Raw genomic sequence first — 23658 nt, forward strand, 5'->3', positions numbered from 1 at the left:
CGTTACGTAACGTAATTAATAAAAAGAGTCAATTGACACAAAATGACACCAGACAAAACGTCACCGAAACGTGGTCGCCCACGCAGCGAAGAAACCCGGGTACGGATATTGACTGCAACGGCCGTGCTGCTGCGCGAGGAAGGCATGCCGGGTGTCACCATTGAGGCTGTGGCCGCGCGCGCTGGTGTCGGTAAACCGACCATCTACCGTTATTGGGCCAACGCCAATGAACTGGCCATGGCAGCGTTGATGGAAACCGCACCCAACCGAGACGCGGCAGATACGGCCGAAGATGCGGTGGATGACCCCGTCTCACGACTGCGCGCTATCCTCCACCGCATATCGGAGACCTTCTTCCACACCACAGGGCGGTACGTTGCGACCATGCTGGCCGCGGCGCATGAGGATAGTGAGGTCTCAAAGGCTTTTCGCAGCCATTTCATCCGCGCCCGCCGACAAGAAGCCGAGCGCGAGATGAAAGCCGCACAGCGGGCTGGCATCATCAGCCCGGCGGCAGACATTGCCCACGCGCTCGACATGCTGTTTGGCGCGGTGTTTTATCGCCTGCTGATGGAACAGGCCCCCATGGATGCCACCCATATGGACGAGGTGCTGAGCTTGCTGATGCGTGGGCTGAGGGGCTAGGCCCGCCCCTTTTCTATCCGGTCATTGACCATCGCTTCAAAGGCGTTTGAGACAGCGTCCAGGTGCACCCGCGTATAGGGAAAGTTGCCTGCATGGTCATAGTTGTGGCGCATCGCGGCGTTGCATTCAAAAATGAACAGCTTGCCGTCTGGTAGCACGGTGAAGTCCACACCAAAAAAATCAAGCTCGACAAGATCTCGGACCTTTTCAAGCCGCGCCATGTTTGCTGCACCCAAGGTGCCGGGCATGTCACGCAGATAGTCTTGCTCCCGCGCTTGCATCGCCGGGCTTTTGTCCATCACCGTATAGCGATCGCCCGAATGCACATTCCAGCTGTTGTGCGTGAGCGACGCCACGGGGAAATAACGCCCGTCAATACAGAAGGTGCGGGATTTCCGGTAAAGACCATGCTCATCGGCAATGTCGTGGTACTCAATGAGATGATATTCCCGGCCCGGCTGCGCCCCCGCAAAATAACGGCGGATTTCGTCTTCGCTGTGCAACATCACCACACCAACACCAGTGTGCGTGCCCGTTGGGCGCGCGATCACCCGCGGCTTCAGCTTCGCTGCTTCCATCTGCGCCAATACAGCCGTCGCCTCACCACCCGGCCACGCAAGCCGCAGGGTCGTGGGGAACACAACGCCCTCGAGCACCCCCAGGCGGCGGGCGTTTTCGTCCCGCGTGGTCGCCAGCACTTGTGTAGGATGGTTGATCAGCGGCAAATCATCATGCACCGCGACAAACTTCTCCAACGCCTCAAGTGAGCCTTTCAGCCGATCGGCACAGGCCATAGTATTCAGCACAAGGTCGACCTTCGGTACGTCATCAGCGAGCGGCCGAGCTTCATCAAACACATTCTGCACAATGAAATTATAGCGCTTCCTCAGCATCAGGTGCCGCAGGGAAAAATGCCCGCCTTCCAGCACCGGTTTATAAAACCCGCTTTTGAGGTTGAGCGTATAGGCCGGGCCTTGCAAGCCCCGGCTACGCAGTATGGTGGGCTTTAGCGGATCGTGGTTATCCTTCACCACAAAAGGTAACGTCTGTGCAGCCAGCCGCTGATGGTCCTGAGCGCGCGCCGCGTCGCCCGCTTGTTCATAAAGCCCTGCTTGCGCCACGTGGGTTTTATAGTCATCCGGCTGCTGTCTCAGAAGCCGGGCGTTGACGGCCAGTGCATCACGGAAGCGACCGGTGGACAGAAAAATGTCACTTGCCGTATGCATCAGGTCGACATCATCCGGCGACGCCTTCAGCTTTCCGGCCAGCACCTCAGCTGGATCAACTGTTGCCCCTGGTGCCGCCACGGACGCGATTTCCTCTTCCGCACCGATGGCGTCGTCTCCATCCCACTCTGCAGCAACGGCTTCGCTTGAGGGTGACAGCAGGCGCGCCCAGAAACCGGTTTTAGGTGTATGGGCATCAAAATCGGCATGGTGGCGCACGCGGAAAAGTGTGCGGCGGCTGTCAGAGGCAAAACCGGTGCGTCCATGCAATACTTTTGCGTTGTTCATCACCACCGCCTCGCCGGGCACAAGCGCAAACCGGATATCATGCGCCAACCGGTCCAACAATTTATCAAACCTGTCGAGAAGCTCGATATCCGCCGCAGACAACGGCTTGTCATCCGCGGCAGCCCGGTCGATTTGCGCGCGGTAGTAGCGCACGAGCATGCCTCTACCCGTTTCCCTCAGGATGGCACCCGTGAACCGCCCGAAGGGAAACGCTGGCTCAGAAAGCCGTGTGCGGTCCTCGTCACTCAGGTGCAGCAGGATATCATCCACCGGCACCATGGTGTTTTCGCCGCCTTCACGCGCCGCGATCACACACTGGAAGCCTACCAGTTCATGTGGGCGTGGCAGATAGGTGGAATCGGTGTGGGGGCTGAGCGGCAGGTGTGTGCGGCTGTAGGCAGTCACACCTTGCGCACGCTCAAGTGCGTCCGGGCGAATGCTGACCGTGGTGAAAGAAACCTTCCCGAGTGCTTGCTTGCTTTGTCCCTCCGCCATCCATTCCGTAAGCGAAATAATCTCTGTCTTATCACCACCTGGGTGGAACCCTTTCACCTTGGCGAAATAGGGATAGGCGTTCAGCGCCGCCGCGATGCGCGCCGTAATCTTTTTCTTCTGCCGCGCAGCGGGACCGCCTGCCCGCAGGAATGTCTCAGCAAGATCAATTGTCTCAAACATCCGTCATATACCCCCTCACCCGCATTATTCCTGTTTCTTTTGCGCGCGGGCTTTTTTATGGTGCCTTCATGCTTACCAAGCCTGAAGAATTTGTCACGCGCTTTGCGCCCAGCCCGACAGGGCGGCTTCATAAGGGCCATGCCTTCTCGGCCCTTATGGCATATAAGCGCGCGCAGGCTGAAGGTGGCCGTTTTCTGCTGCGTATCGAGGATATCGATATCACCCGCTGCAGGGCTGAGTTCGTGGACGGCATTTATGAAGATCTCGCATGGCTGGGCCTGGCGTGGGAAACACCCGTGCGACGCCAGAGTGAGCATTTCGCAGATTATCAGGCAGCCCTTGAAAAGCTGAAAACCCAGGGCCTTGCCTACCCGTGTTTCTGTACCCGCAAGGATATTGAAGCGGAGATCGCCAAATCAGCCAGCGCACCCCATGGGCCGGACGGGCCGGTTTACCCAGGCCTATGCCGTCACATGAGCACGGCGGAACGCACGGCAAAAATCACCGGAGGTGTCCCGCATGCATGGCGGCTGAACCTCGCGACGGCCCTCAACCATATCGGTGAACCGCTGGCATGGCGCGACGAGATCAAGGGCACCGTGCCCGCAATCCCGGAGGCACTTGGCGATGTTGTGCTTGCGCGCAAGGACACGCCGACAAGCTATAACCTGAGTGTGGTTGTGGATGACGCCCTGCAAGGCATCACGCACATTATTCGGGGGGAAGACCTGTTTCACGCCACCCATATTCATGTTGTGCTGCAACGCTTGCTTGACATGCCAACACCCATCTATCACCACCATGGCCTGATGCTTGATGAGCACGGCCAACGCTTTGCCAAAAGGAACAGGGCGGTAACGCTTGAAAGCCTGCGAAATAGTGGTGCTGACGTCGCGACGCTGATGCGCGCCTTCCCTTAATCAAAGCTGATTCACAGGCGAAAGAATAACAATGTTACAAAGTGGCTTGCCAAGCGCACGTCAACACAGCTTTATATACTTCATGTAATGTACACACAAAAATATGAGAAGATTTATGAATTTTTATAGGCCGATCGTGCTTTTGGTGGCTGTTTTTTCGGTATCAGCCTGCATGTCCACCGATCCCAGCCGAATTGCTTCAACATACTGGGTGCCCCAGGCAGCTCCATCGGATAATGAGGCACGCTGGGTAGAACCTGGCGACATCGTTTTGGTGCAGGAAGTTCGCCCGGAACAGGTAGCAGCAGTTAAAACCGCTGATTATCTGTCTGCGGCGGCGGCGGATCTCCCGGGGAATGCGGCCGATGGTCCTGTGCATGTCACACTGCATCAGACCCGGGTGGGCGACAGAACCGAGATATACTGCCTGCCGCGCACCACGGCAGAAGTCAGCGCCTTCGAAGGCTTCCTGATCGGGAAATCACGGAATGTGAAATGCTTCAGGGATACTGATCAGGATGGCGCTTTTGACGAGATGTATGACACCTACAGCAACCTCCATGCACTGCCGATCGTCAGCGGCAAAATCAGCAAACCGGAAACGCTGACACAGCCCCTGCCGTATGTAAAATCACAGGGTCCCATGGACGAGAAATATTTCATCGAAATAAGGTATTCCGGCATACCGCTTCTTTATCGCAGTCGTCGGAACTTCACTGTCTATGGCAAGCAAGGCGAGAATGACCCGAAGTCTTTGACCACAACGGTGAATGCAATCAAGGTAGACGAATTGCCCGCCAAAGGGCAAGTGAACGGCGCCACATTTGAAATTCAGGAAGTTGACGGCGACCGCATCAAAATCAAAATTGTTTCTGCTATTCCGCCTTCTCCGATAACTGTCTTTACGCAGACATCCTATCAGGTTGTATATTATTGACAGCCTTTTGAGCCAGGCCTGATGCGTGATCCGGCTCCGCCGCATCCGGGGGCATGACCTTTTGTCACAAGCGGCATGACAGCCCTTGCCGCGCCATAAAGCAGGTCTATAGTGGGGCAAACGCAATTATGGTAAGGTCCCCCGATGAATTTCCTTTTCTTTCTTGGCCTCCTTTTCATGTTCCTGACGCTTGGCATTTTCTTTGCCGGCATCGGCAGCATGAGCAAGGGGGGCGACTTCAACAAAAAATACGGTAACAAACTGATGCAGGCGCGGGTAATTTGTCAGGCGCTCGCCGTTGTCTGTTTTGTGCTGTGGGCTGTGTCAAACTAGGGGCAAACCTGTGCCAAAACTGAGCAAGATATACACACGCGGCGGCGATAAAGGCCAGACATCCCTGACCGGCGGCAAGCGGGTCCCGAAGGACGATTCACGCGTGGCGGCGTATGGAACCGTGGACGAGGCCAATGCTTTCATCGGCGTGGCCCGCCTGCACGCGGAGGGTATTACCGACAAGATGCTGGCACGCATCCAACATGACATGTTTGACCTTGGCGCGGATCTTTCGACCCCGGGCGATGATTTCACTCCGTCCGAGATGACCCTGCGCATCACGTCAGAGCAGGTCAGCCGACTGGAGCAGGAGATTGATGCCATGAACGCTGACCTGTCACCATTAACCAACTTCACCCTGCCCGGCGGCACGCCCGCAGGAGCGCATCTGCATGTGGCCCGCACAGTGGTCCGGCGCGCAGAGCGCGAGGCAATCGCCGCAAGCCGCGAGGTACCGATCAACCCGGAAGCGATAAAATATTTGAATCGGCTGTCCGACCACCTATTTGTCCTTTCAAGGCATGTGAACAAGAAAGGTTCAGGTGACGTTTTGTGGGTACCCGGCGCCAACAGGTAAAGCGAAATAACGCTACGGCAAACCCGTTTTTGCTGCACTGCATTGACTCGGGTTTTTCTATGGTTTAACGCTGTGTACCCCTAACTTTTCCTAGGGCTGGGGCCATTTTTACCCCGGCTTTGTCAACTGAGGTTCCCCGGGCTTTGTTGCCCTGCACAATAATGGGAGAGAGACCCCCATGAAGATCATGGTCCCCGTCAAACGGGTAGTCGATTATAACGTGAAGGTTCGCGTCAAGTCGGACAATTCAGGCGTTGAACTCGCCAATGTGAAGATGTCCATGAACCCTTTCGACGAGATTGCTGTTGAAGAAGCAATCCGGTTGAAAGAAGCCGGCAAGGCAGAGGAGATTATTGTTGTCTCCATCGGCCCCAAAGCCGCACAGGAAACATTACGCACCGGCCTTGCCATGGGTGCCGATCGCGGCATTCTGGTAGAGCATGACGGCGTGGCAGAACCTCTGGCCGTTGCAAAAATCCTCAAGACCATCGTTGAGGAAGAGAAGCCCGGCATTGTGCTTCTCGGTAAACAGGCCATTGATGACGACTGCAATCAGACGGGCCAGATGCTGGCACAGCTCTTGGGCTGGGCACAGGGCACATTCGCCAGCGAAGTTGCTGTTGATGGCGATACTGTAAACGTCACCCGCGAGGTAGACGGCGGGCTTGAGACCGTGAAGCTGACACTTCCGGCCATCATTACCACCGACCTGCGCCTGAATGAGCCACGCTATGCATCGCTGCCGAACATCATGAAAGCCAAACGCAAGCCGATCGACGAGAAAAAGCCAGATGACTTCGGTGTCGACATGGCCCCGCGCCTGACGACTCTCAAGGTAGAGGAACCGCCAAAACGCGAAGCCGGTATCAAGGTTGAAAGCGTTGAGGAACTCGTAGGCAAGCTTAAAGAAAAGGGAGTAATCTAATGACCGCTCTCGTAATTGTTGAACATGATAATGTATCGGTAAAAGACGCAACGCTTGCCACCGTCACGGCAGCCAAAGCCTTTGGAGATGTGCACGCGCTTGTTGCAGGTTCCGGCTGTGGCGCTGCAGCGGAAGCTGCCGCGAAGATCGACGGCGTATCAAAGGTGCTCGTGGCTGACGACGCATCATACGCTCATCCACTCGCGGAAGAGCTTTCTGCTGTGGTGCTTTCGGTTGCGGGTGACTATGACGCGATCCTCGCGCCTGCCACCACGATGGGGAAAAACTTCATGCCCCGCGTTGCAGCATCGCTCGATGTCGCGCAAATTTCCGACATCATCGAAGTTGTCAGCGAAGACACCTTCAAACGCCCAATTTACGCCGGGAATGCCATCGCAACCGTGCAGTCTTCGGACGCCAAGAAGATCATCACCGTACGTGCGACGGCTTTTGATAAAGCTGCTGCCGAAGGTGGGTCGGCCTCCGTCGAGACTATCTCGGCCGCGGACAAAGCTGGCGTGTCCGAATATGTCGGCGCTGAGCTGTCAAAATCCGACCGCCCCGAACTGACATCGGCCAAGATCATCATCTCCGGTGGCCGAGGCATGGGTTCAGGCGAGAACTTCAAGATCATCGAGGCGGTGGCCGACAAGCTTGGCGCTGCTGTAGGTGCCTCTCGTGCGGCTGTAGACGCGGGCTTTGTGCCAAACGATTATCAGGTCGGCCAGACCGGCAAGATCGTGGCGCCTGAGCTCTACATTGCGGTTGGTATTTCGGGCGCGATCCAGCACCTTGCCGGCATGAAAGACAGCAAGATCATCGTTGCGATCAACAAAGACGAAGAAGCTCCGATCTTCCAGGTCGCGGACTATGGCCTTGTGGCTGACCTCTTCGAGGCTGTGCCTGCGCTAGAGAAGGCTCTCTAAGCGGACGGACAATCAGAAATTAAGGGCGCTCCTGTAGCGCCCTTTTTTTAAACGTGATAATAACAAGCCATATAAAGCTCTGAAAACAAAGCGTGAAAGAATAACAGAATGGTTGAGAAGGTAGGGGTTATCGGCGCAGGCCAGATGGGTAACGGTATCGCCCACGTCAGTGCACTTGCAGGCATGAACGTCATGCTGACAGACGTAAGCCTGGAAAAGGTGGAAGCCGGCCTTGAGGTGATCAAGGGCAACCTCTCCAGACAGGTTGGCAAGGGCAAGATCACAGCAGACGAGATGGACGCCGCGCTTGGCCGCATCAAGATTGCCGACAAGCTGTCCGCGCACTCCGACTGTGATCTTGTCATTGAAGCCGCAATTGAGAACGAGAAGATCAAGACCACGATCTTCAAGGATCTGTGCCCGCATCTGAAATCAAGTGCGCTGGTCGCGTCCAACACGTCGTCTATCGCCATCACACGACTTGCCGCCACCACGGACCGGCCAGAAAAATTCATGGGCGTTCACTTCATGAACCCGGTGCCTGTGATGCAACTGGTGGAACTGATCCCCGGGATCGCCACGTCGGAAGAAACATTTGAGCGCTTCAAGGTTTTCACCGGTAAACTGAACAAGACAACCGTGATCTCGGAAGATTTCCCCGCCTTTATCGTCAATCGTATCCTGATGCCGATGATCAACGAGGCCATCTACACACTTTATGAAGGTGTGGGCAGCGTTGAAGCCATCGACAGCGCCATGATGCTGGGTGCCAACCACCCGATGGGACCGCTTACGCTGGCTGACTTTATCGGCCTTGATACCTGCCTGTCGATCATGCAGGTGCTCTATGACGGCCTGGCGGACAGCAAGTATCGCCCTTGCCCGCTTCTGGTGAAATATGTGGAAGCCGGATGGCTGGGCCGCAAGACAGGTCGCGGTTTTTATGACTACCGCACCGGCGGTGAACCGGTCCCGACCCGGTAATCAGGACAGATTGGTCCACAAATGAAAAAGCCGCTTTCCAGAAAGCGGCTTTTATTTTTCCAAACATGCAGCTGCTTACTGCTGCTGCATTTTTTCCTTGCGTATCTTGGCGATTTTGAACTCCGCGATCGTTTCCCGCAGCTCGTCTTTCAGCTTCTTGTCAAAGCTTGCCAGTGCATGTGCTGCCTGGGTTTCAGCAATCGCTTCGTCAAACATACCCAACTGGGCCAGCGCATAGCCATAGTTTGCGGCAACAACCGCTGATGTAGGCAATAGCTTGCGCGCGGTCTGCAATGCGGTTTTTGCCTCGGAAAACTCGGACAGCATAAGGTGTGTGTGGCCCAGTTTTGCATATAGCTGGCCATCTGCATCCACTTTGGTAACCAGCACCTTCAGGTCGGCCTTCGCAGCTTTGTAATTGCCAAGGGCACTATAAGCATAGCCCCTGTTCTTCAGCGCCGATTGATAATCCGGCTTAAGCGCAATTGCCTTGGAAAGCGCGTTCACCGCGTCTTCCATTTTACCCATCCGGTAATAGATCGCCCCTTTGACGTTGTGGGCAACGGCTTCGCCATCCTCGTACTGCATCAGCTTGTTGGCTGTTGCCAAGGCATCCACATAGCGCTCTCCCTCAATCTGCATATTGGCGATTGAGGAAAGGCGCTCCACAGACATAAGGCCCATGTCGTCAAGACCGTTCATCAGTTCTATAGCCAGATCCAGATTGCCCGCTTTATATTCGGCAATGGCTTGCGCGGTCATGAGGCTGGCCTGGACCTGCCGGGCGTTGTCGCCTTCCTGTGAGGTAAACTCAATCGCTTTCCTGAAACTTTCCGAAGCCGCTTTGCCGTTTCCCAGCGCCACATTGGCCGCGCCCGCCGCGGCCTGGGCGTCTGTATCCGAAACCTGGTCCGGGAGAAGCGGCTTCAGCACGTCAAGCGAGCGTTCCGGAAAACCGGCCTTGGTCAGGCTTTCAGCGAGCGCGAGACGAACCTCACGGTCATCCGGGTTTCTGTTCAGAAATTGTTGCAGAAATTTTGAAGCAACAGCATATTTCTGCATGCGGTATGTCACAAGGCCATACAGGCGGTTAGCGGCCGGATACAGGCTGAACAAGTCGCCTGACCGCAACAAAACTTCCTGGGCCTGTTCAAGCTGCCCCTTCTCGGCCTGAATGAAGGCTACATAAAACTGCGTCACCGGATAATTCGCCGCAAGCGCCACCGCCTTGTCCAGCGCTTGTTCCGACTGCTCCAGCTTGCCAACATCCAGATAGGCAGCTGTGAGTTCAAGCAGCGCGTGAATGTGCGTTGGTTGCTTCTCCAGAGCCCGCTCAAGTAAGGTGATAGCCTTTTCTGAGTTGCCCCGCATGCGAGCAATCGCCCCCAGAATATAGTCGGGCATCGCCTTGCTGTTGTCTTTTTCGCGGGCGGAACTGGCTGCCGCCTCGGAGGCTTCAAGGTTTTTGTCGCTAAGCTCCAGCAGGGCAAGGCCTAGGTCAACTCGGTAATTTTCCGGCTGCATGCCAGCCGCAATACCATAGTATTTCCGTCCGAGTTCGACATCTCCCTCTTGCACGGCAATATCCGCTTGCACCAACAGTGCTTCAAAACCATCCTGCCCAGACAGCTTTACATTGCGAAGTTCTTCCTTTGCATCATGAAGCCGGCGCTGCAACATATAGGCAGACCCCATCGTCAACGCGGTCTGCGATGACAGAGCACCGCTGTCACGTGCTTTTTCGATCGCCACCTGTGCGGCAACGCCATTGAGCTGTTTCAGGTAAATATCTGCCAGCACAAGATAATCGTCAGTTTTTGTAAGATTAAGTTGCTCTTTCGCACGGATAATTTCGATCGCCTTCGCAGCTTCCCCTTCATCCGCCAATTGTGTGAGTGCCGCGCGGTCATACGCTGCCAGTTCATTGGAATCCAGCCCAAGGTCGTTGGATTCACCACATGCCGCTAGCATAAACGCAGCTATTAAAATAAATTTTCGAAACATGCGATGAACTGCCCCAATCCAGTATTTATGTACTTCTTACATTTTTAATGGAGTTTTCCCCAAATTTTAGCTATAAGGAGAAAAATTTACGTTGTCATGGGATATTTAATTATGACAGGTCTTGGAAAACTTTTGACGGCTGGCTTTGCTCTGGCATCGGGTATCGCCATTTCAAACTCAGCGTCTGCAGCAACCATATATGGTGAACTTCTTGCTGATCCCGGATCATACGGCGCTATCGCGCTCGGGGATTCCATTACACTTGATGGATGTGGCTCCGTTTTCGATTACAACCCAAGCAAAGGAGCGGAAGGTACAACCGTTTCCCTGTGTAACGGCGTAACCGACCTGTCTCCGTTTGACTTCACATGGGCAGTCTACAACTCCATCGGTCAACAGCTTGGTTATTTGGCGCAGAATTCGATCACGCCGCTCATGACCACTGGAGGCATGGGTGATATCATTACTGTTGCGGGTAGCTACTACCTCAGCCTTAACGTTACATTGTCCCCGACATCTGCGACCTTTGCGCTTCCAGGCGGCGATACTGGCGCCTTCCAGCCAACCAACGAACCGTTCTATTCAGATCCAAACCCTGACCCGAACTCAGATACGCGATTCACAACCGTCGCGTTCATTGTGAACCCAGCGTCGGTGCCCGAACCTGCAGGCGCACTGCTGTTGTTGCCAGCCATGGTATATATGGCGCGCCGCGAGCGGAAACGGCGCAAGACCGCAACAGCCTGAGCGAACGGTTAAAAACAGAATAATTAAAAAACCCGGCAAACCGCCGGGTTTTTTATCGGCCGGAGAGCAGAAAAGCTGCCATCAGGACGCATATTCCAGCGCGTGAGCACCCTGGCGTGTCAGCACAATACCGTTTGCGCCAAAGGCTGACAGCACTCGTGCCGCCTTGCTCGGCATAAGTGCGGCCACGACCGTCAGCGCATCGGCCGCAGCAGCAGTCGGGGCGCGGACAATCATGCTCATGTCACCCCATTCGCCGCTGTCGCGTACCATATGAGTACTGGTGTCAAAAAACGCCCCGCCCCCCAAGGTGCCGCCAAACCCAGATATTGCGCCATCATTCAGCATTACCGGCAGCCCGGGTTTTGCCGTTTCAGCCTCCAAATGAAAATGCACCCGCCATTCCTGAGCACCAAAGGCCCGGATATGACCACCAAGATCAACAATGCCGCGCCTGACACCTGCATCCCGCAGGGTTTGTACAGCCAAGTCCACGGCAAAACCCTTTTTGATCCCGCCAAGGTCAATCATCAGTGGTCTGCGCAACGTGACAAAACCCGCCACGGACAGGTCAATGTCCAGCCAACTGGCCGCGCCGCCCGTACCGGTACTCGCCACATCAAACACGCCGTCCGACCTGTAGGCCACTTCCTGGGCAAGGCGCAGCATATACCAAAGCGGTTTTGATGTTGCGACCGGCGTGCCAGGTGGGCTGGCGCACAGGCGCATAAGCTCACTTTCCGCATAGTCTGTGTCAACGCTGGCCTCCAGTTGTTCAACCTGGGTAAACGCCACACGCAGGGCCCGCATCGCACATGCCCCGTGAATCCCCAGCGTGGATAGGGACAACACGTCCCCCATAAGCGGCTTGGCGCGCGTGACTTTATGACAGCAGGACATGCGGTTCCCCTTCTTGAGCCTGGGCGCAAATGCATCCAACAGGCGGGTTATTGCTCTTTCTTCTCTTTATTAAGAATAATTATTAATTGCAATAAAGAATCTGCCAGCAAGAAAATTGTGATGCGGCGGTTAGAAACATTCCGTCGCCTGTGTGTCAGTCGCATGGTAAGAGCGGTCGGACCATCCGCTCGCAATAACAAAGGATCGTCACGACATGCCTGCCCTTAAAATCGTCATCGGTAACAAAACCTATTCAAGTTGGTCTCTGCGCGGCTGGCTCGCCGTCGCTCACTCCGGCCTGGTATTCGAGGAAGAGCTTCTGCCGCTCGATACACCCGAGTTTCATGAGCGCATCGGCGCGCTTTCGCCCAGCCGCACCGTGCCTGCGCTTCTCCATGGTGACGCAGTTGTATGGGACTCGCTGGCGATCATTGATTATTGTGCCCATCTCGCGCCGGAGCATTTCTGGTGGCCCAAGGAGACAAAGGCGTACGGATATGCCCGCAGCATCACGGCCGAAATGCACACCAGCTACATGGGGCTGAGGAGCCACGCGCCGATGAACCTGCGCGGGAACTGGTCCGGCCTTGAGCTGGGCGAGGCGGTAAAAGCCGATGTTGAGAAAGTGCAAAACCGCTGGTCCACCGCCCGCACCCGATTCGGCAGTGGCGGAGAATTTCTCTTTGGCAACTTTGGCGCGGCCGACATGATGTTCGCGCCCGTTGTCGCCCGCCTGCTCACCTACAGCATTGAGGTAGACGACATCTGCCGCGCCTACATGGACGCGGTACGCAACCACCCGCTGGTCGACGCATGGTATAAAGATGCGGCAGGGGAAACCGATATTGTTGAGATGGACGAGATCCCGGCGGACGCAACCCGCCTCGGCTAGCTAGACATCACCTCGCGCCAGCGCCTTGAAGAAATTCACTGTCTCTGGCGCTTCCCATTCGCGCAGGTGGTAGCTGGTCGCCCGCACAAAGCCGTCCGGCCCCACGATCACGCTCATCGGCCCCGTGCCGTTGCGCTGGAAGTCAGGGTCCATGCTGAAGTCGCGGATAATGCTCTGGTGATGGGGTTCATAGGCAGCCAGGCCTTCCAGACCCCAGCGCGCAAGCGTGCGCTCGGCCTCCTGCATGCCGCCCTTGCCCACATGCAGCGCGATCACTTCAACTGTGTTGATGCCAAGGTTGCGCTGCAAGGCCTCAAGGCTGCGCAAATGTGCCCGGCAGGCCAGGCAGTCCCGGTTGTAGAAGGTGATGACAAGCGCTTTGCCTTCCTTGGCGCCAAGACGCAGGATATTTTTCTCCGTACCGTCGTAAGGTGCCTCAACCTTCATATCCGAAACCTGTACCGGTTCCGATTTGACGGTCAGTGCCTCAAGGTCGCCAACAAGATAGGGCTTTATGTCACCGGCCGACGCACCGAGGGTAGCAAACATGAGCAAAGACGTGACAACAGTGACAAAGCTGACGTTATTGACACTGTTGACAGTCTTGACAGCCTCAGCGATCTGAGCAACTTTCCCGAGCTTCATCATCTATCCCCAATTCGTTTCTGCGTTTCCGCAGCATATCACGATCCGGGGGCGACAATTATGTCAGCACGTTCAACTTTGCTTGATCGGGCCAGCTATAGCTGGCCCTTCTTGAGGGCGGTGAAAAGCGCAATCGCCTCGGGCGCATCCCATTTGAGCGGCCCAAGGAACAAGGCCTTCACCTTGCCGTCCCGGCCGATAATGTAACTTGTCGGCAGTTTACCGTCAGCCAGATCAAAAGCGATTTTCATCGTGGGTTCCGCGTAAAAGCCAAGTCCCTCTACACCCCACTCCTCAAGCGTTTCACGCGCCTGCGGGATACCGCCACGATCCACGGTGATCGCCACCACTTCAAAGTCGCCGTCGCCAAGCTCTTTTTGCAAGCTCGCCAGCTCTTTCATCTCCGCGCGGCAGGGCGCACACCAGCTCGCCCACACGTTCACCAGCATGGCCTTGCCCTTCAGACTTGAGAGCGGTGCCTTGCTGCCATCCTCGAAGGTAATCTCGTGGCCTGGCAGGTCCATTGGCGTTTCAGGCAAGGTCAACTTTGCCATTTCCCCTTTCAGGTAAGAATTTATCGGTGCATCTGGCGTTGTGGCCGGTATAAACACCCGATAAGCTGCAACGCCCAAAAGGGCGATGGTCACGAGGAAAATGAGAAGAACCTTCTTTGACATCCTGACACTCCGGGATCGTTGTTGGTTGCGGCGGCAAGCATAGTGGCGTTGGTACGAAAGGCAATACAGGCATGGATCACAAAGACGACAAGCAAAACACCGCAGGTGCTGACGGCAAGGGCCAGTCCATGTGGGGCGGGCGCTTTGGTGGCGGGCCATCTGCCATCATGGAAGAAATCAACGCCTCCATCGGTTTTGACAAACGCCTCTATGCGCAGGACATCGCGGGCTCAAAGGCGCATGCCACCATGCTGGGTGAACAGGGCATCATCGCCAAAGACGATGTCAAGGCGATCCATGAAGGGCTTGATCAGGTCAAGGCAGAGTTTGAAGCCGGTAAAATGGTGTTCGACCCAGCGCTTGAGGACATCCACATGCATGTGGAAAGCCGCCTGCGCGAGCTGGTGGGGGACGCGGGCGCACGCCTGCACACCGGTCGCTCACGTAATGATCAAGTGGCGACAGACTTCCGCCTGTGGGTGCGCGCGCAATGTGATGCGCTTGATAAAGGCCTTGCGCGCCTCCTTCGTGCCCTTCTTGACCAAGCAGAGAAACACGCGGCGTCGGTGATGCCCGGCTTTACCCATTTGCAGACCGCACAACCCGTGACCCTTGGCCACCACTTGATGGCATACCACGAGATGTTCGCGCGGGACCGCGCACGCCTTGCGGATTGCCGCGCACGCGTGAATGAAAGTCCCTTGGGTGCCGCGGCCCTGGCAGGCACCAGCTTTCCGATCGACCGGCACATGACGGCTGAAGCCCTGGGTTTCGACCGCCCGATGGCCAATTCGCTTGATGCTGTCTCGTCCCGTGATTTTGCAATTGAGTTCCTGTCGGTGCTCTCCATCGCATCAATCCATCTGTCCCGCCTCTCGGACGAGATTGTGCTTTGGGCTACCTCGGCCTTCCGGTTTCTTGAGCTGTCTGACGGCTTCTCGACCGGCTCATCGATCATGCCGCAAAAGCGCAATCCGGACGCCGCCGAGCTTGTCCGCGCCAAGGTTGGCCGTATCACCGGCTCCCTGAATGGCCTGATGATGGTGATGAAAGGCTTGCCGCTTGCCTATTCCAAGGACATGCAGGAAGACAAGGAACCGGTATTTCAGGCCGTGGATGACTTTGTACTGTGTATCGCCGCCATGACCGGCATGATCGAAGACCTCAAGCCCCGTACCGATGAGATGCTCAAGGCGGCCGGGCTTGGTTTCTCCACCGCAACAGATCTTGCTGACTGGCTGGTGCGTGTGCTGGGCCTGCCGTTCCGCGACGCGCACCATGTGACAGGCTCTGTCGTCAAGGAAGCCGAAAACCGGGGCCTTGACCTCAAGGACCTGCCGCTGGACGCCATGCAGGCGGTTGAACCACGCATTACCAAAGACGTTTATTCAGTCTTGAGTGTGGAAGCCTCGGTCACTAGCCGTACCTCGTTTGGCGGCACCGCGCCCGAGAATGTAAAAGAAGCGGTCAAGGCCGCACGGGAGAAGCTACAATGAAAAAGCTTGTTAAATCCGCCCTACTTGTCAGCCTGGTGGCATCATGCGTGCTCACCGTTGCGGCGTGCGGCAAAAAAGGCGATGTGAAGCCTCCACCAAGCTATAGCAGCAGCAACTAGGCAGCAGTTTCATGGACCATTTCCAGTATCAGGACGGCCAGTTGATGGCCGAAGACGTCGCGCTGACGGATATCGCCGAGCAAGTTGGTACACCGGTGTATGTCTATTCTACCGCTACGCTTAAACGCCACTTCCGTGTGTTCCGCGAGGCGTTTGCCACCGTGAACCCGCTTATATGTTTTGCCGTCAAGGCCAACAGCAATCAGGCGGTGCTGACCACGCTGGCGCGCGAAGGTGCGGGCGCGGATGTCGTCAGCCTTGGTGAGTTGATGCGCGCGACCAAGGCCAGTATTCCGGGCGAGCGTATTGTCTTCTCCGGTGTCGGCAAAACAGACGAGGAAATGGAAGCTGCGCTTCGCGTTGACATCAAACAGTTCAGCGTCGAAAGTGAAGCAGAGCTTGAGGCCCTGAACATCGTCGCAGGACGCGTCGGCAAAGTTGCCCCTGTGTCCATCCGCGTAAACCCCGACGTGGACGCCATGACCCACGCCAAAATCTCCACCGGCAAGTCGGAAAACAAGTTCGGCATCGCGTGGCAGAAAGCGGATGCCGTTTATGGCCGCATCAAGGAACTCCCGAATGTAAAGGCCGTTGCCGTAAACCTGCATATCGGCTCACAACTGACGAAGCTTGAACCCTTCCGGGAGGCCTTTGAGCGCGTGCTCGGCCTTGTGCGTGAGCTGCGCGCGAAAGGTCATGATATCAAACATGTGGACCTGGGCGGTGGGCTTGGCATCCCCTATGACCCGGCTGCGGCCACACCGCCGGCCCCCAGCGCCTATGGCGAAATGATCCTCGAGGTGATGGGCGATATGGACTGTGACATCATCCTTGAGCCTGGCCGCCTGATCGCCGGCAACGCCGGGCTTCTGCTCACGCGCACAATTTACGAAAAACAGGGTGAGAACCGTACCTTCTATATCGTTGATGCGGCGATGAATGATCTTGCCCGTCCGGCTATGTATGACGCCTATCACGCCATCGTGCCGGTGACGGAACCATCGGACGGCAAAACCGTCACTGCAGACTTTGTGGGCCCTGTGTGCGAAAGCAGCGACGTGTTCGCGAGAGACCGTAAAACCCCCGCCCTCAAAAGTGGTGACCTGGTCGCGATCAAGTCTGCCGGTGCATATGGCGCGGTGATGGCCTCGACCTACAACAGCAGGCCTCTGGTGCCTGAGGTTCTGGTAAACGGAAACACATTTGAAGTGATACGCAGGCGTCAGTCGCTTGAAGACTTGCTCGCGCTCGACAGCATCCCGTCCTGGCTTGAGGACTGAACCGGACTTTCGCCTGCCTCGTCATCATCCTCTTTTGCCCGTTTGCGCGCGTTTTTCAGTGCTTTGTTCACCGTGCTCAGAAGCTGGTCCATCGTAAAGGGTTTCGAGAGAAGCCCTTCGATCAGCAGTGAGAGGTTATGCGCGCGCTGGCGCTCGTTCGCATAGCCGGTCATCAGGATAATCGGCACGTGCGGCCGTGTCGCTCGCACCTTCAGCGCAAGCGAAATGCCGTCCATCATCGGCATAACGATATCAGTGACAAGAAGATCAAAGTGATGTTCGTTCATCTGCTCAACAGCCTGGGCGCCGTCATGAGCAACAAGAACAGTGTGGCCGTGCAGAGTTAGCACGCGACAGACATAGTCACGTACCGCTTCTTCATCCTCTACAACCAGCACCCGTGCCACAGGGCGGTACTCCCGCATGTTGAAGCCCGCGCCTCATGCGCGACCCATTTTGCCGATGAACGGCAGCTCTCTGTAACGGTATGCAATATCCATTCCATAACCGATAACAAAAATATCCGGACACTCAAAACCCACAAAATCAGGCTTAATATTAGTTAACCGTCCCTGGCTTTTGTCAAGCAATACAACACTCGTTACGCTTTCGGCGCCCTGAGCGAGAAAATATTTCCTGGCAAACTCAAGTGTTTTACCATGTTCGAAAATATCATCAATCACGAGCACATCGCGCCCCTCGACCGGCAAATCGGATGCCGACCTCAGGTTAACTGTGCCTGACTTTCTGTCTTTTTCGAGGCGAATAAAGTCCATTTCCATGACACAGCCACGGGCGGACATGGCGCGGGTAAGGTCAGCTGCGAACATCATGGCGCCGTTCATCACAACCTGCGCCACCGGTTCGGTATCAAACCACCGGGTCAACCGCGCGGCAAGATCGTCCACCTTGGCCACAATTTCCTCAGCCGTAAATACCGGTTCGATGCCATGGTGAGCATCGCCTGCTTTATTCCAATCAAAGAAGTAATCCATTATTCCGAGGACCGTGCTTCAGCGTCAGAGCGTGTCCCTTCTATGACCTTCACGGCCACATTGGCAGCCCCGCTGGGGATAGGATAAAGACTGGTTTCAAAATTGAGCACTGCTTGCCTGCGCAGTATCTGCCCCGGAGGATCGGTGACCCAGCTTTTCAGTATACGCCCGCCCTTGTCGAGCACATCGACCTGCACTTTGGGCACGGTGGCGGAGCGTTCCTTACTCATGTTTTGTACAAAACCGCGCACCATAAGCGTATTGCGCCCGTCCACATTCTCGACACGGGTGCGGTCGTTATGCAGCTTGGCGGCGACATAGACCTCAATCTCGCCTAAAGGCTTGGAAAGTTCTTCGCCCTCTTCCGGCTGGAAGCGTTCGATATCCTCCACACCTTCAAAAAGTGCATAGAACCCCGCCATGCCCGGCATATTGTCTACAACTTCTTCTTTTTTGAACGTCAGGAGGTAGAGCACCGAAAGCCAGAAGATCACAAGAAGTGCCCAGCCAACGGTAATGAATTTACGTTTGCGGGCCTTCGCCTCACGCTCAGCCTGACGCCGCTGCTCGGAGCGTCGGCGCGCAAGGAAGTCATCATCGTCATAGTCGTCGTCGGCAGCAGATGTCCCTCCTGCGTCGTCATGATCCTCTTCGTCGTCATCGAGACCAAGGCTACTACCGAGTGACTGTTTTAACGCGTTCGCCACGCCAAAATCATCGCCCTTGTCAAAATGCTCGTCTTCGGGCGCCGTGGCCGGTGCCGCGCGGAAATCGCCATCGTCATCGTAGATGTCTTCGTCCGTTGGGGCGGGCGGCGGTACGTCGTCCTCAAATCGGTCCTGCACCGTACGGCGCACAGCCGCGGCCCGGGCAGCGAGACCCGCATCCATATCTGGGTTCGGAGCATGTGCCGCAGGCTGCGGAGCCTGAATCTGCACAGGAGGTTGAGTTTGTGCTGGCCGAGGTGGTGCTGCCGGGGCCGCAGGCCTTGTCAGCAACTGATCGGGGAATGCACGCCAACTGTGTTTGCATTTAGCGCACCGAACGGTACGTCCATCAGGCGGAATAGCCCCGTCGGGAATTTTAAATGTTGCCTTACACGACGGACAAACAAGGATCATAAATCAGGCCCGAACATCCTTTTGGCCACAGGGCAGTACCATGGGGCCGCGTTCAAAGAAGGTTTTTCAACTGTATATGAAAGCAGCCAAAAAACACAAGCGCCTCGGCACATTAACACCAGCATCGGTCTTAAAAACGCCATGACACGGAGGAATGCTGGTTGACAGCACGCACGGAAATGTCAACTGGACGCCAAGCACGCCATATGCAATTCTGCGCGCGAGATCCGAGGGAGCGGTAATGATTACCTTTTCTGCGCGCGAGATCCGAGGGAGCGGTAATGATTACCTTTGAAAATGTTGGCATGCGATACGGCATGGGCGCTGAAGTTCTGAGGGACGTCAGCTTCACGCTCGACAAAGGCTCCTTCCATTTTCTCGTCGGCCCATCGGGGGCTGGAAAAACGACGCTCCTGAAACTGCTTTACCTGGCACACCGGCCATCACGTGGTCTGATCAATTTCTTCGGCCGTGACCTCATGACCCAGGAACGGGAGACACTGCCCCGCCTCCGGCGCCGCATCGGAGTCGTCTTTCAGGACTTCCGTCTGTTTGACCATATGACCGCGTTTGAAAACGTCGCCCTGCCCCTGCGCATTCAGGGTGCCAAGCGCGCGCAGGTCGCTGACCACGTGGAAGAATTGCTTTCATGGGTCGGCCTTGAAGACCGAATGCATGCTCGCCCAGCTACGCTGTCGGGCGGGGAAAAACAGCGTGTCGCCATCGCTCGCGCCGTTATCAACAAACCTGACCTTCTGGTCGCGGATGAGCCAACAGGCAACGTGGACCCTGAGATGTCCCGCCGCCTGATGCATCTGTTTGTTGCCCTCAACAAGGAGGGTACAACCACAGTTGTCGCCACCCACGACGATACTTTGGTCCGCAGCATGGCGGCACCAACCTTGAGGCTCGACAAGGGCGAAATCAGTTTCCTGCCGGGCGGCAGCCCCATCGATCCGGGGGAATAGCGCATGTGGGGCCGCACGCTTCAATTTTTACCAAGGGATATGCGCGAGGGACTGCTGCCGTGGGTTATTGGTGTGATGCTGTTCCTGTGCACCCTCGCGCTTGCCTGCGGGCTAGCACTCGGGCGAGGGCTTGAGCGTTGGAGCGCCGGGCTAACCACCAATCTGACCGTACAGATTGCTGTCATTGACGACAAGGAGCGAGACAAGCAAACAGCAGCAGCGCTAACCCTTCTGCGCGCCACGCCCGGCATCGTGGAAGCCAGCGTTCTGGCGGACGCAGAGGTCGTTGCTCTATTGTCCCCCTGGCTTGGTGAAATGCCGTTTGATACCGGCTTACCCGTCCCTACGTTGATTGACGTAAAACTCTCACGTCCCGACGCCGTGAACACCGCGGGCCTGCGCGAACGGCTGGTTGCAGCAGCAGCCGGTGCACAACTTGATGATCATCAGGCGTGGATGGGTCAGGTTCTGGACCTCGCAGCAGTTGTACGTCTTTTGCTTGCCGGAATTGTTGTCATGGTGGTGCTTTGCACTATCGCCATTGTCATATTTGGCTGCCGCGCGGGACTGGCCACCCACCGGGAAAGCATTGAAATCATGCACCTGATGGGTGCGGAAGACAGCACCATATCGCATGCGTTTGATCAACGTTACCTGTCGCATGGCCTCAAGGGAGGACTGGTTGGCGTGATCCTCGCGGCACTGACGCTTTACCTTATTGCGCACATGGCACAGCGTATGGGCCAAGGACTGCTGACGGCCTCGTTACCAACGGGCGACAACCTGATGTGGCTTGCCCTTCTACCAATTGTATCCGCGATACTGACCATGTTGACCGCCCGTGTCACGGTTCGGCGTGCGCTTTTGAAAATGATGTAGGGTCGGCACCGTGGAACGCAAAAAGACATCCATCACCAGACACATAGTCCGCGTCTTTGCTTATCTTGTTGCCGCGTGGTTGCTTGGGTTCGGCTACTTCCTCATGACAATGCCGGAGGAACCGGCCGAGATGCAGGGAGCGGATGCCATCGTTGTGTTGACGGGCGGTGCCGGGCGGCTTGAGGCCGGTCTTGAACTGCTGGAAGCCAAGGTTGCCAAGCGTATGCTGATCTCCGGCGTGAACCCGGTGGTAAAAAGCGGCGACCTGAGCGCGCTGACGGGGGCTGAACAGACTTTATTCAACTGCTGTGTAGACCTTGGCAAAGCAGCGCTGAACACCAAGGGCAATGCTGACGAGACAGCCGAATGGGCCAATGTTTACGGCTTTTCCTCCATTGTGCTGGTAACCGCCGACTATCATATGCCACGCAGCTTGATATTATTCCGTCGTGCGATGCCAAAGGTGCATATCGTGGCCCATCCGGTTTCCGGTGAATGGCCTATCCTTTTTCTTGCCAAAGAATATAGTAAATATATCGTCACGCTTGTCCGCCATGCGCGCGGACCAAATTGAGCGCCGGGAGCGACCATGACCAAACTGCGCGCCCTCATCGGGCTTATCTTCATTGCTATCCTCGTCTATTGCGGCCTCTGGTACACCGCCGCCTTCAAGGCGGAAAAAACCACCGCGCGGGAACTGGCTGACCTGCGCGACAAGGGCCTGAAGGTGGAGCATGGCAAGATCAAGCTTTCCGGCTTTCCGTATCGCATCGTGCTGACGATTGATGGCATCGGCGTCAAGACCCGCGGCCCCGGTATGGAATTTGGCGCCGACAGCGTAACCTTGATCAGCCACCTCTGGACGCCCGGCCACTGGATGATGGAGGGCCGCAACGTCGTGGCGTCCTTCGCCGACGATGCCGTCGCCTTCAAGGACGGCTACATGCGCGCCAGCTACAAACGCCACGCCGATAAACAGGCGGTGATTGTGGTTGATTCATATAAAACCGACGACTTCGTGCTTGAAGCCGCCCCCGCACTTGAAAAGCCACAAAGCCTCAAGGAATGGCAGCTTTATCTGCGCTACGATGGGACGGCGGAACCCACCGACGGCTTGTATGAAAAACGCTTCCTTGATTTCAAGCTGGTGATGGATAGCGGTAACCGGCTGGAGCTGATGGGCGGTGTAATGGGCCCACCGCTGTTTGATTGGACGCGGGGTGCGCTGGGTGCATGGCGCGACGCTGGCGGCTTGCTTGAACTTGACAGCATCGATATCGCTGTGCGCGGTGCGAGAGTGAAGGGAAATGCGAGCCTGACGCTGGATGAAAACTTCATGCCGCTTGGTAGCGCAAGCCTTGCCATCGCTGGCGGACCGGCTCTTGCCGACTATCTCACCAGCCTTGGTTTTGAGGACGCAAGCTCCCTCACTGAAATGGGCTCACAAGCCGAGAGCCTTTCGGTAATGGCACAAATGGGCCAGCTCAACATTGGCTCCTCCCCCGTGGCCATGCTTGAACCGATAATTGACGAATAGACTGGAAATTTTCTTCACGCTTTCTCTTCCCTCACCGCCTTTCAGCCTATGTTATAGTGCAGGAAGACCACGGGAAGAGGAGCAAGGCCATGAGCCTGAAAGGCAAAACCATTTTCATGAGCGGCGGTAGCCGCGGTATCGGCCTCGCCATCGCGCTGAGAGCCGCCCGCGACGGTGCGAACATTGCCATCGGTGCCAAAACAGCGGAGCCCAACCCCAAGCTGCCCGGCACCATCTATACCGCCGCGAAAGAAATTGAAGCGGCAGGCGGCAAGGCCTTGCCACTAGTTTGCGACATTCGTTTTGAAGAACAGGTGCAGGCGGCAGTCGACAAAACGGTGGAAACCTTCGGCAGTATCGACATCTGCATCAATAATGCATCGGCCATTTCGCTGACCAACACGCAGATGACCGACATGAAGCGCTATGATTTGATGAACAACATCAACACGCGCGGCACCTTCATGGTCTCGAAACTGTGCCTGCCGCACCTGAAGCAGGCAAAAAATCCACACATCCTCACGCTTTCCCCACCCCTTGACATGAACCCGCGCTGGTTTGCGCCGCATGTGGCTTATTCCATCGCCAAATACGGCATGAGCCTGTGTACCCTGGGCATGGCAGCGGAGTTCAAGGCCGCAGGCATTGCCGTTAATTCCCTGTGGCCCTTCACGGCCATCGATACTGCGGCGGTGCGGAATGTGATTGGTGGGGACGAGATGGCCAAGAACAGCCGCACGGTTGAGATCATGGCCGACGCTGCCCACGCCATCCTTGTGCGCAACGCCAGCGATTGTTCAGGCAATTTCTTCATCGATGAGGAAGTGCTGCGCGCGGAAGGCGTGACAGATTTCAGCAAGTATGCACCCCACGCCGACGGGCCGCTGGTGCCAGACTTCTTTGTACCCGATGACATAGTCGAGCGCCTGCCCACCGAGGTGATGAAAGTCTGGTAAAACGAG

At 56.3% G+C, this 23658-nt stretch carries 26 protein-coding genes and 1 pseudogene; 18 read left to right on the top strand and 9 right to left on the bottom strand.

What is annotated here, in order from left to right; genetic code table 11:
• The first annotated feature begins 42 nt into the window (after positions 1-42).
• Positions 43-645, top strand: coding sequence for a TetR/AcrR family transcriptional regulator (locus OEU85_RS13405; protein ID WP_262692008.1), 603 nt, complete (start codon positions 43-45; stop codon positions 643-645).
• Here OEU85_RS13405 and OEU85_RS13410 read toward each other — a convergent pair.
• Entirely contained in the window at positions 642-2834 is a 2193-nt protein-coding gene (locus OEU85_RS13410) for a TauD/TfdA family dioxygenase (RefSeq protein ID WP_262692009.1), read from the bottom strand. The genes OEU85_RS13405 and OEU85_RS13410 overlap by 4 nt on opposite strands.
• Before the next feature lie 68 nt (positions 2835-2902).
• Here OEU85_RS13410 and gluQRS point away from each other — a divergent pair, with 68 nt between their 5' ends.
• From gluQRS to OEU85_RS13445, 7 genes are all read left to right on the top strand, one after another.
• Positions 2903-3754, top strand: coding sequence for a tRNA glutamyl-Q(34) synthetase GluQRS (gluQRS, locus tag OEU85_RS13415; protein ID WP_262692010.1), 852 nt, complete (start codon positions 2903-2905; stop codon positions 3752-3754).
• A 115-nt stretch (positions 3755-3869) separates the two neighbouring features.
• Positions 3870-4691, top strand: a complete 822-nt coding sequence (locus OEU85_RS13420) for a hypothetical protein (protein ID WP_262692011.1) — start codon at positions 3870-3872, stop codon at positions 4689-4691.
• 144 nt (positions 4692-4835) lie between these two features.
• Positions 4836-5024, top strand: coding sequence for an HIG1 domain-containing protein (locus OEU85_RS13425; RefSeq protein WP_262692012.1), 189 nt, complete (start codon positions 4836-4838; stop codon positions 5022-5024).
• Between the two features lie 10 nt (positions 5025-5034).
• On the top strand, positions 5035-5601 hold the full coding sequence (locus tag OEU85_RS13430) for a cob(I)yrinic acid a,c-diamide adenosyltransferase (protein ID WP_262692013.1): 567 nt from the start codon (positions 5035-5037) through the stop codon (positions 5599-5601).
• 178 nt (positions 5602-5779) lie between these two features.
• Positions 5780-6526 (top strand): electron transfer flavoprotein subunit beta/FixA family protein, encoded by a 747-nt coding sequence (locus OEU85_RS13435; RefSeq protein WP_262692014.1) that lies wholly within the window; start codon positions 5780-5782, stop codon positions 6524-6526.
• Positions 6526-7452, top strand: a complete 927-nt coding sequence (locus OEU85_RS13440; protein WP_262692015.1) for an electron transfer flavoprotein subunit alpha/FixB family protein — start codon at positions 6526-6528, stop codon at positions 7450-7452. Before OEU85_RS13435 ends, OEU85_RS13440 begins: the two co-directional genes overlap by 1 nt.
• Positions 7453-7560: 108 nt before the next feature.
• On the top strand, positions 7561-8436 hold the full coding sequence (locus OEU85_RS13445; RefSeq protein WP_262692016.1) for a 3-hydroxybutyryl-CoA dehydrogenase: 876 nt from the start codon (positions 7561-7563) through the stop codon (positions 8434-8436).
• Positions 8437-8511: 75 nt separating this feature from the next.
• On the opposite strand, the gene OEU85_RS13450 is transcribed toward OEU85_RS13445, so the two are convergent.
• Positions 8512-10440 carry a tetratricopeptide repeat protein gene (locus OEU85_RS13450; protein ID WP_262692017.1) on the bottom strand — a complete coding sequence of 643 codons (1929 nt, stop codon included), beginning with the start codon at positions 10438-10440 and terminating at the stop codon, positions 8512-8514.
• A 111-nt stretch (positions 10441-10551) separates the two neighbouring features.
• Between OEU85_RS13450 and OEU85_RS13455 the strand changes: the two genes are divergently transcribed.
• Positions 10552-11187 (top strand): hypothetical protein, encoded by a 636-nt coding sequence (locus OEU85_RS13455; protein ID WP_262692018.1) that lies wholly within the window; start codon positions 10552-10554, stop codon positions 11185-11187.
• 81 nt (positions 11188-11268) lie between these two features.
• Here OEU85_RS13455 and OEU85_RS13460 read toward each other — a convergent pair whose 3' ends face one another.
• Positions 11269-12087 (bottom strand): FAD:protein FMN transferase, encoded by an 819-nt coding sequence (locus OEU85_RS13460; protein ID WP_262692019.1) that lies wholly within the window; start codon positions 12085-12087, stop codon positions 11269-11271.
• Positions 12088-12301: 214 nt separating this feature from the next.
• Between OEU85_RS13460 and OEU85_RS13465 the strand changes: the two genes are divergently transcribed.
• Entirely contained in the window at positions 12302-12979 is a 678-nt protein-coding gene (locus tag OEU85_RS13465) for a glutathione S-transferase family protein (protein WP_262692020.1), read from the top strand.
• Here the strand turns inward: OEU85_RS13465 and OEU85_RS13470 are convergent, their stop codons facing one another.
• Positions 12980-13624, bottom strand: a complete 645-nt coding sequence (locus tag OEU85_RS13470; protein WP_262692021.1) for a thioredoxin domain-containing protein — start codon at positions 13622-13624, stop codon at positions 12980-12982.
• Positions 13625-13719: 95 nt separating this feature from the next.
• A complete protein-coding gene (locus OEU85_RS13475; protein WP_262692022.1) occupies positions 13720-14301 on the bottom strand; it encodes a TlpA family protein disulfide reductase in 582 nt (193 codons plus the stop codon).
• Positions 14302-14372: 71 nt separating this feature from the next.
• Between OEU85_RS13475 and argH the strand changes: the two genes are divergently transcribed.
• From argH to lysA, 3 genes are read left to right on the top strand one after another with little or no spacing between them, the layout of a single operon-like run.
• Entirely contained in the window at positions 14373-15797 is a 1425-nt protein-coding gene (argH, locus tag OEU85_RS13480; protein ID WP_262692023.1) for an argininosuccinate lyase, read from the top strand.
• The gene (locus tag OEU85_RS13485; protein WP_262692024.1) at positions 15794-15916 is read left to right on the top strand and encodes a hypothetical protein; all 123 of its coding nucleotides are present in this window, start codon (positions 15794-15796) and stop codon (positions 15914-15916) included. Before argH ends, OEU85_RS13485 begins: the two co-directional genes overlap by 4 nt.
• Before the next feature lie 11 nt (positions 15917-15927).
• Positions 15928-17196 (top strand): diaminopimelate decarboxylase, encoded by a 1269-nt coding sequence (lysA, locus tag OEU85_RS13490; protein ID WP_262692025.1) that lies wholly within the window; start codon positions 15928-15930, stop codon positions 17194-17196.
• Here lysA and OEU85_RS13495 read toward each other — a convergent pair.
• From OEU85_RS13495 to OEU85_RS18630, 4 genes and pseudogenes are all read right to left on the bottom strand, one after another.
• Entirely contained in the window at positions 17139-17621 is a 483-nt protein-coding gene (locus tag OEU85_RS13495; protein WP_262692026.1) for a response regulator, read from the bottom strand. The genes lysA and OEU85_RS13495 overlap by 58 nt on opposite strands.
• 15 nt (positions 17622-17636) lie before the next feature.
• A complete protein-coding gene (locus OEU85_RS13500; protein WP_262692027.1) occupies positions 17637-18191 on the bottom strand; it encodes a phosphoribosyltransferase in 555 nt (184 codons plus the stop codon).
• The gene (locus tag OEU85_RS13505) at positions 18191-19081 is read right to left on the bottom strand and encodes a hypothetical protein (protein WP_262692028.1); all 891 of its coding nucleotides are present in this window, start codon (positions 19079-19081) and stop codon (positions 18191-18193) included. The genes OEU85_RS13500 and OEU85_RS13505 overlap by 1 nt, the downstream gene beginning before the upstream one ends.
• 129 nt (positions 19082-19210) lie before the next feature.
• A pseudogene (locus OEU85_RS18630) lies at positions 19211-19312 on the bottom strand (zinc finger domain-containing protein); the annotation flags it as partial.
• 281 nt (positions 19313-19593) lie between these two features.
• On the opposite strand from OEU85_RS18630, the gene ftsE reads away from it, so the two are divergent.
• The 5 genes from ftsE to OEU85_RS13530 all read left to right on the top strand — a co-directional run bounded on the left by ftsE (position 19594) and on the right by OEU85_RS13530 (position 23652).
• A complete protein-coding gene (ftsE, locus tag OEU85_RS13510; RefSeq protein ID WP_262692029.1) occupies positions 19594-20280 on the top strand; it encodes a cell division ATP-binding protein FtsE in 687 nt (228 codons plus the stop codon).
• 3 nt (positions 20281-20283) lie between these two features.
• Positions 20284-21159, top strand: coding sequence for a cell division protein FtsX (locus tag OEU85_RS13515; protein WP_262692030.1), 876 nt, complete (start codon positions 20284-20286; stop codon positions 21157-21159).
• A gap of 10 nt (positions 21160-21169) precedes the next feature.
• Positions 21170-21733, top strand: coding sequence for a YdcF family protein (locus OEU85_RS13520; protein ID WP_262692031.1), 564 nt, complete (start codon positions 21170-21172; stop codon positions 21731-21733).
• Between the two features lie 15 nt (positions 21734-21748).
• Positions 21749-22696: a DUF2125 domain-containing protein gene (locus OEU85_RS13525; protein WP_262692032.1), complete on the top strand. Its 948-nt coding sequence runs from the start codon at positions 21749-21751 to the stop codon at positions 22694-22696.
• 89 nt (positions 22697-22785) lie between these two features.
• Complete coding sequence (locus OEU85_RS13530; protein WP_262692033.1) at positions 22786-23652, top strand: SDR family oxidoreductase; 867 nt, start codon at positions 22786-22788, stop codon at positions 23650-23652.
• The last annotated feature ends 6 nt before the right edge of the window (positions 23653-23658 follow it).

The sequence above is a fragment of the Kordiimonas aestuarii genome, assembly GCF_025574465.1.
Classification (GTDB): Bacteria; Pseudomonadota; Alphaproteobacteria; order Sphingomonadales; family Kordiimonadaceae; genus Kordiimonas; species Kordiimonas aestuarii.

Bases quoted from the DNA above. Each gene is read 5' to 3' on its own strand.
- OEU85_RS13405 (WP_262692008.1), top strand. From the start codon at position 43: ATGACACCAGACAAAACGTCACCGAAACGTGGTCGCCCACGCAGCGAA.
- OEU85_RS13410 (WP_262692009.1), bottom strand. From the start codon at position 2,834: ATGTTTGAGACAATTGATCTTGCTGAGACATTCCTGCGGGCAGGCGGT.
- gluQRS (WP_262692010.1), top strand. From the start codon at position 2,903: ATGCTTACCAAGCCTGAAGAATTTGTCACGCGCTTTGCGCCCAGCCCG.
- OEU85_RS13420 (WP_262692011.1), top strand. From the start codon at position 3,870: ATGAATTTTTATAGGCCGATCGTGCTTTTGGTGGCTGTTTTTTCGGTA.
- OEU85_RS13425 (WP_262692012.1), top strand. From the start codon at position 4,836: ATGAATTTCCTTTTCTTTCTTGGCCTCCTTTTCATGTTCCTGACGCTT.
- OEU85_RS13435 (WP_262692014.1), top strand. From the start codon at position 5,780: ATGAAGATCATGGTCCCCGTCAAACGGGTAGTCGATTATAACGTGAAG.
- OEU85_RS13440 (WP_262692015.1), top strand. From the start codon at position 6,526: ATGACCGCTCTCGTAATTGTTGAACATGATAATGTATCGGTAAAAGAC.
- OEU85_RS13445 (WP_262692016.1), top strand. From the start codon at position 7,561: ATGGTTGAGAAGGTAGGGGTTATCGGCGCAGGCCAGATGGGTAACGGT.
- OEU85_RS13450 (WP_262692017.1), bottom strand. From the start codon at position 10,440: ATGTTTCGAAAATTTATTTTAATAGCTGCGTTTATGCTAGCGGCATGT.
- OEU85_RS13455 (WP_262692018.1), top strand. From the start codon at position 10,552: ATGACAGGTCTTGGAAAACTTTTGACGGCTGGCTTTGCTCTGGCATCG.
- OEU85_RS13460 (WP_262692019.1), bottom strand. From the start codon at position 12,087: ATGTCCTGCTGTCATAAAGTCACGCGCGCCAAGCCGCTTATGGGGGAC.
- OEU85_RS13465 (WP_262692020.1), top strand. From the start codon at position 12,302: ATGCCTGCCCTTAAAATCGTCATCGGTAACAAAACCTATTCAAGTTGG.
- OEU85_RS13470 (WP_262692021.1), bottom strand. From the start codon at position 13,624: ATGAAGCTCGGGAAAGTTGCTCAGATCGCTGAGGCTGTCAAGACTGTC.
- OEU85_RS13475 (WP_262692022.1), bottom strand. From the start codon at position 14,301: ATGTCAAAGAAGGTTCTTCTCATTTTCCTCGTGACCATCGCCCTTTTG.
- argH (WP_262692023.1), top strand. From the start codon at position 14,373: ATGGATCACAAAGACGACAAGCAAAACACCGCAGGTGCTGACGGCAAG.
- OEU85_RS13485 (WP_262692024.1), top strand. From the start codon at position 15,794: ATGAAAAAGCTTGTTAAATCCGCCCTACTTGTCAGCCTGGTGGCATCA.
- lysA (WP_262692025.1), top strand. From the start codon at position 15,928: ATGGACCATTTCCAGTATCAGGACGGCCAGTTGATGGCCGAAGACGTC.
- OEU85_RS13495 (WP_262692026.1), bottom strand. From the start codon at position 17,621: ATGCGGGAGTACCGCCCTGTGGCACGGGTGCTGGTTGTAGAGGATGAA.
- OEU85_RS13500 (WP_262692027.1), bottom strand. From the start codon at position 18,191: ATGGATTACTTCTTTGATTGGAATAAAGCAGGCGATGCTCACCATGGC.
- OEU85_RS13505 (WP_262692028.1), bottom strand. From the start codon at position 19,081: ATGGATGCGGGTCTCGCTGCCCGGGCCGCGGCTGTGCGCCGTACGGTG.
- ftsE (WP_262692029.1), top strand. From the start codon at position 19,594: ATGATTACCTTTGAAAATGTTGGCATGCGATACGGCATGGGCGCTGAA.
- OEU85_RS13515 (WP_262692030.1), top strand. From the start codon at position 20,284: ATGTGGGGCCGCACGCTTCAATTTTTACCAAGGGATATGCGCGAGGGA.
- OEU85_RS13525 (WP_262692032.1), top strand. From the start codon at position 21,749: ATGACCAAACTGCGCGCCCTCATCGGGCTTATCTTCATTGCTATCCTC.
- OEU85_RS13530 (WP_262692033.1), top strand. From the start codon at position 22,786: ATGAGCCTGAAAGGCAAAACCATTTTCATGAGCGGCGGTAGCCGCGGT.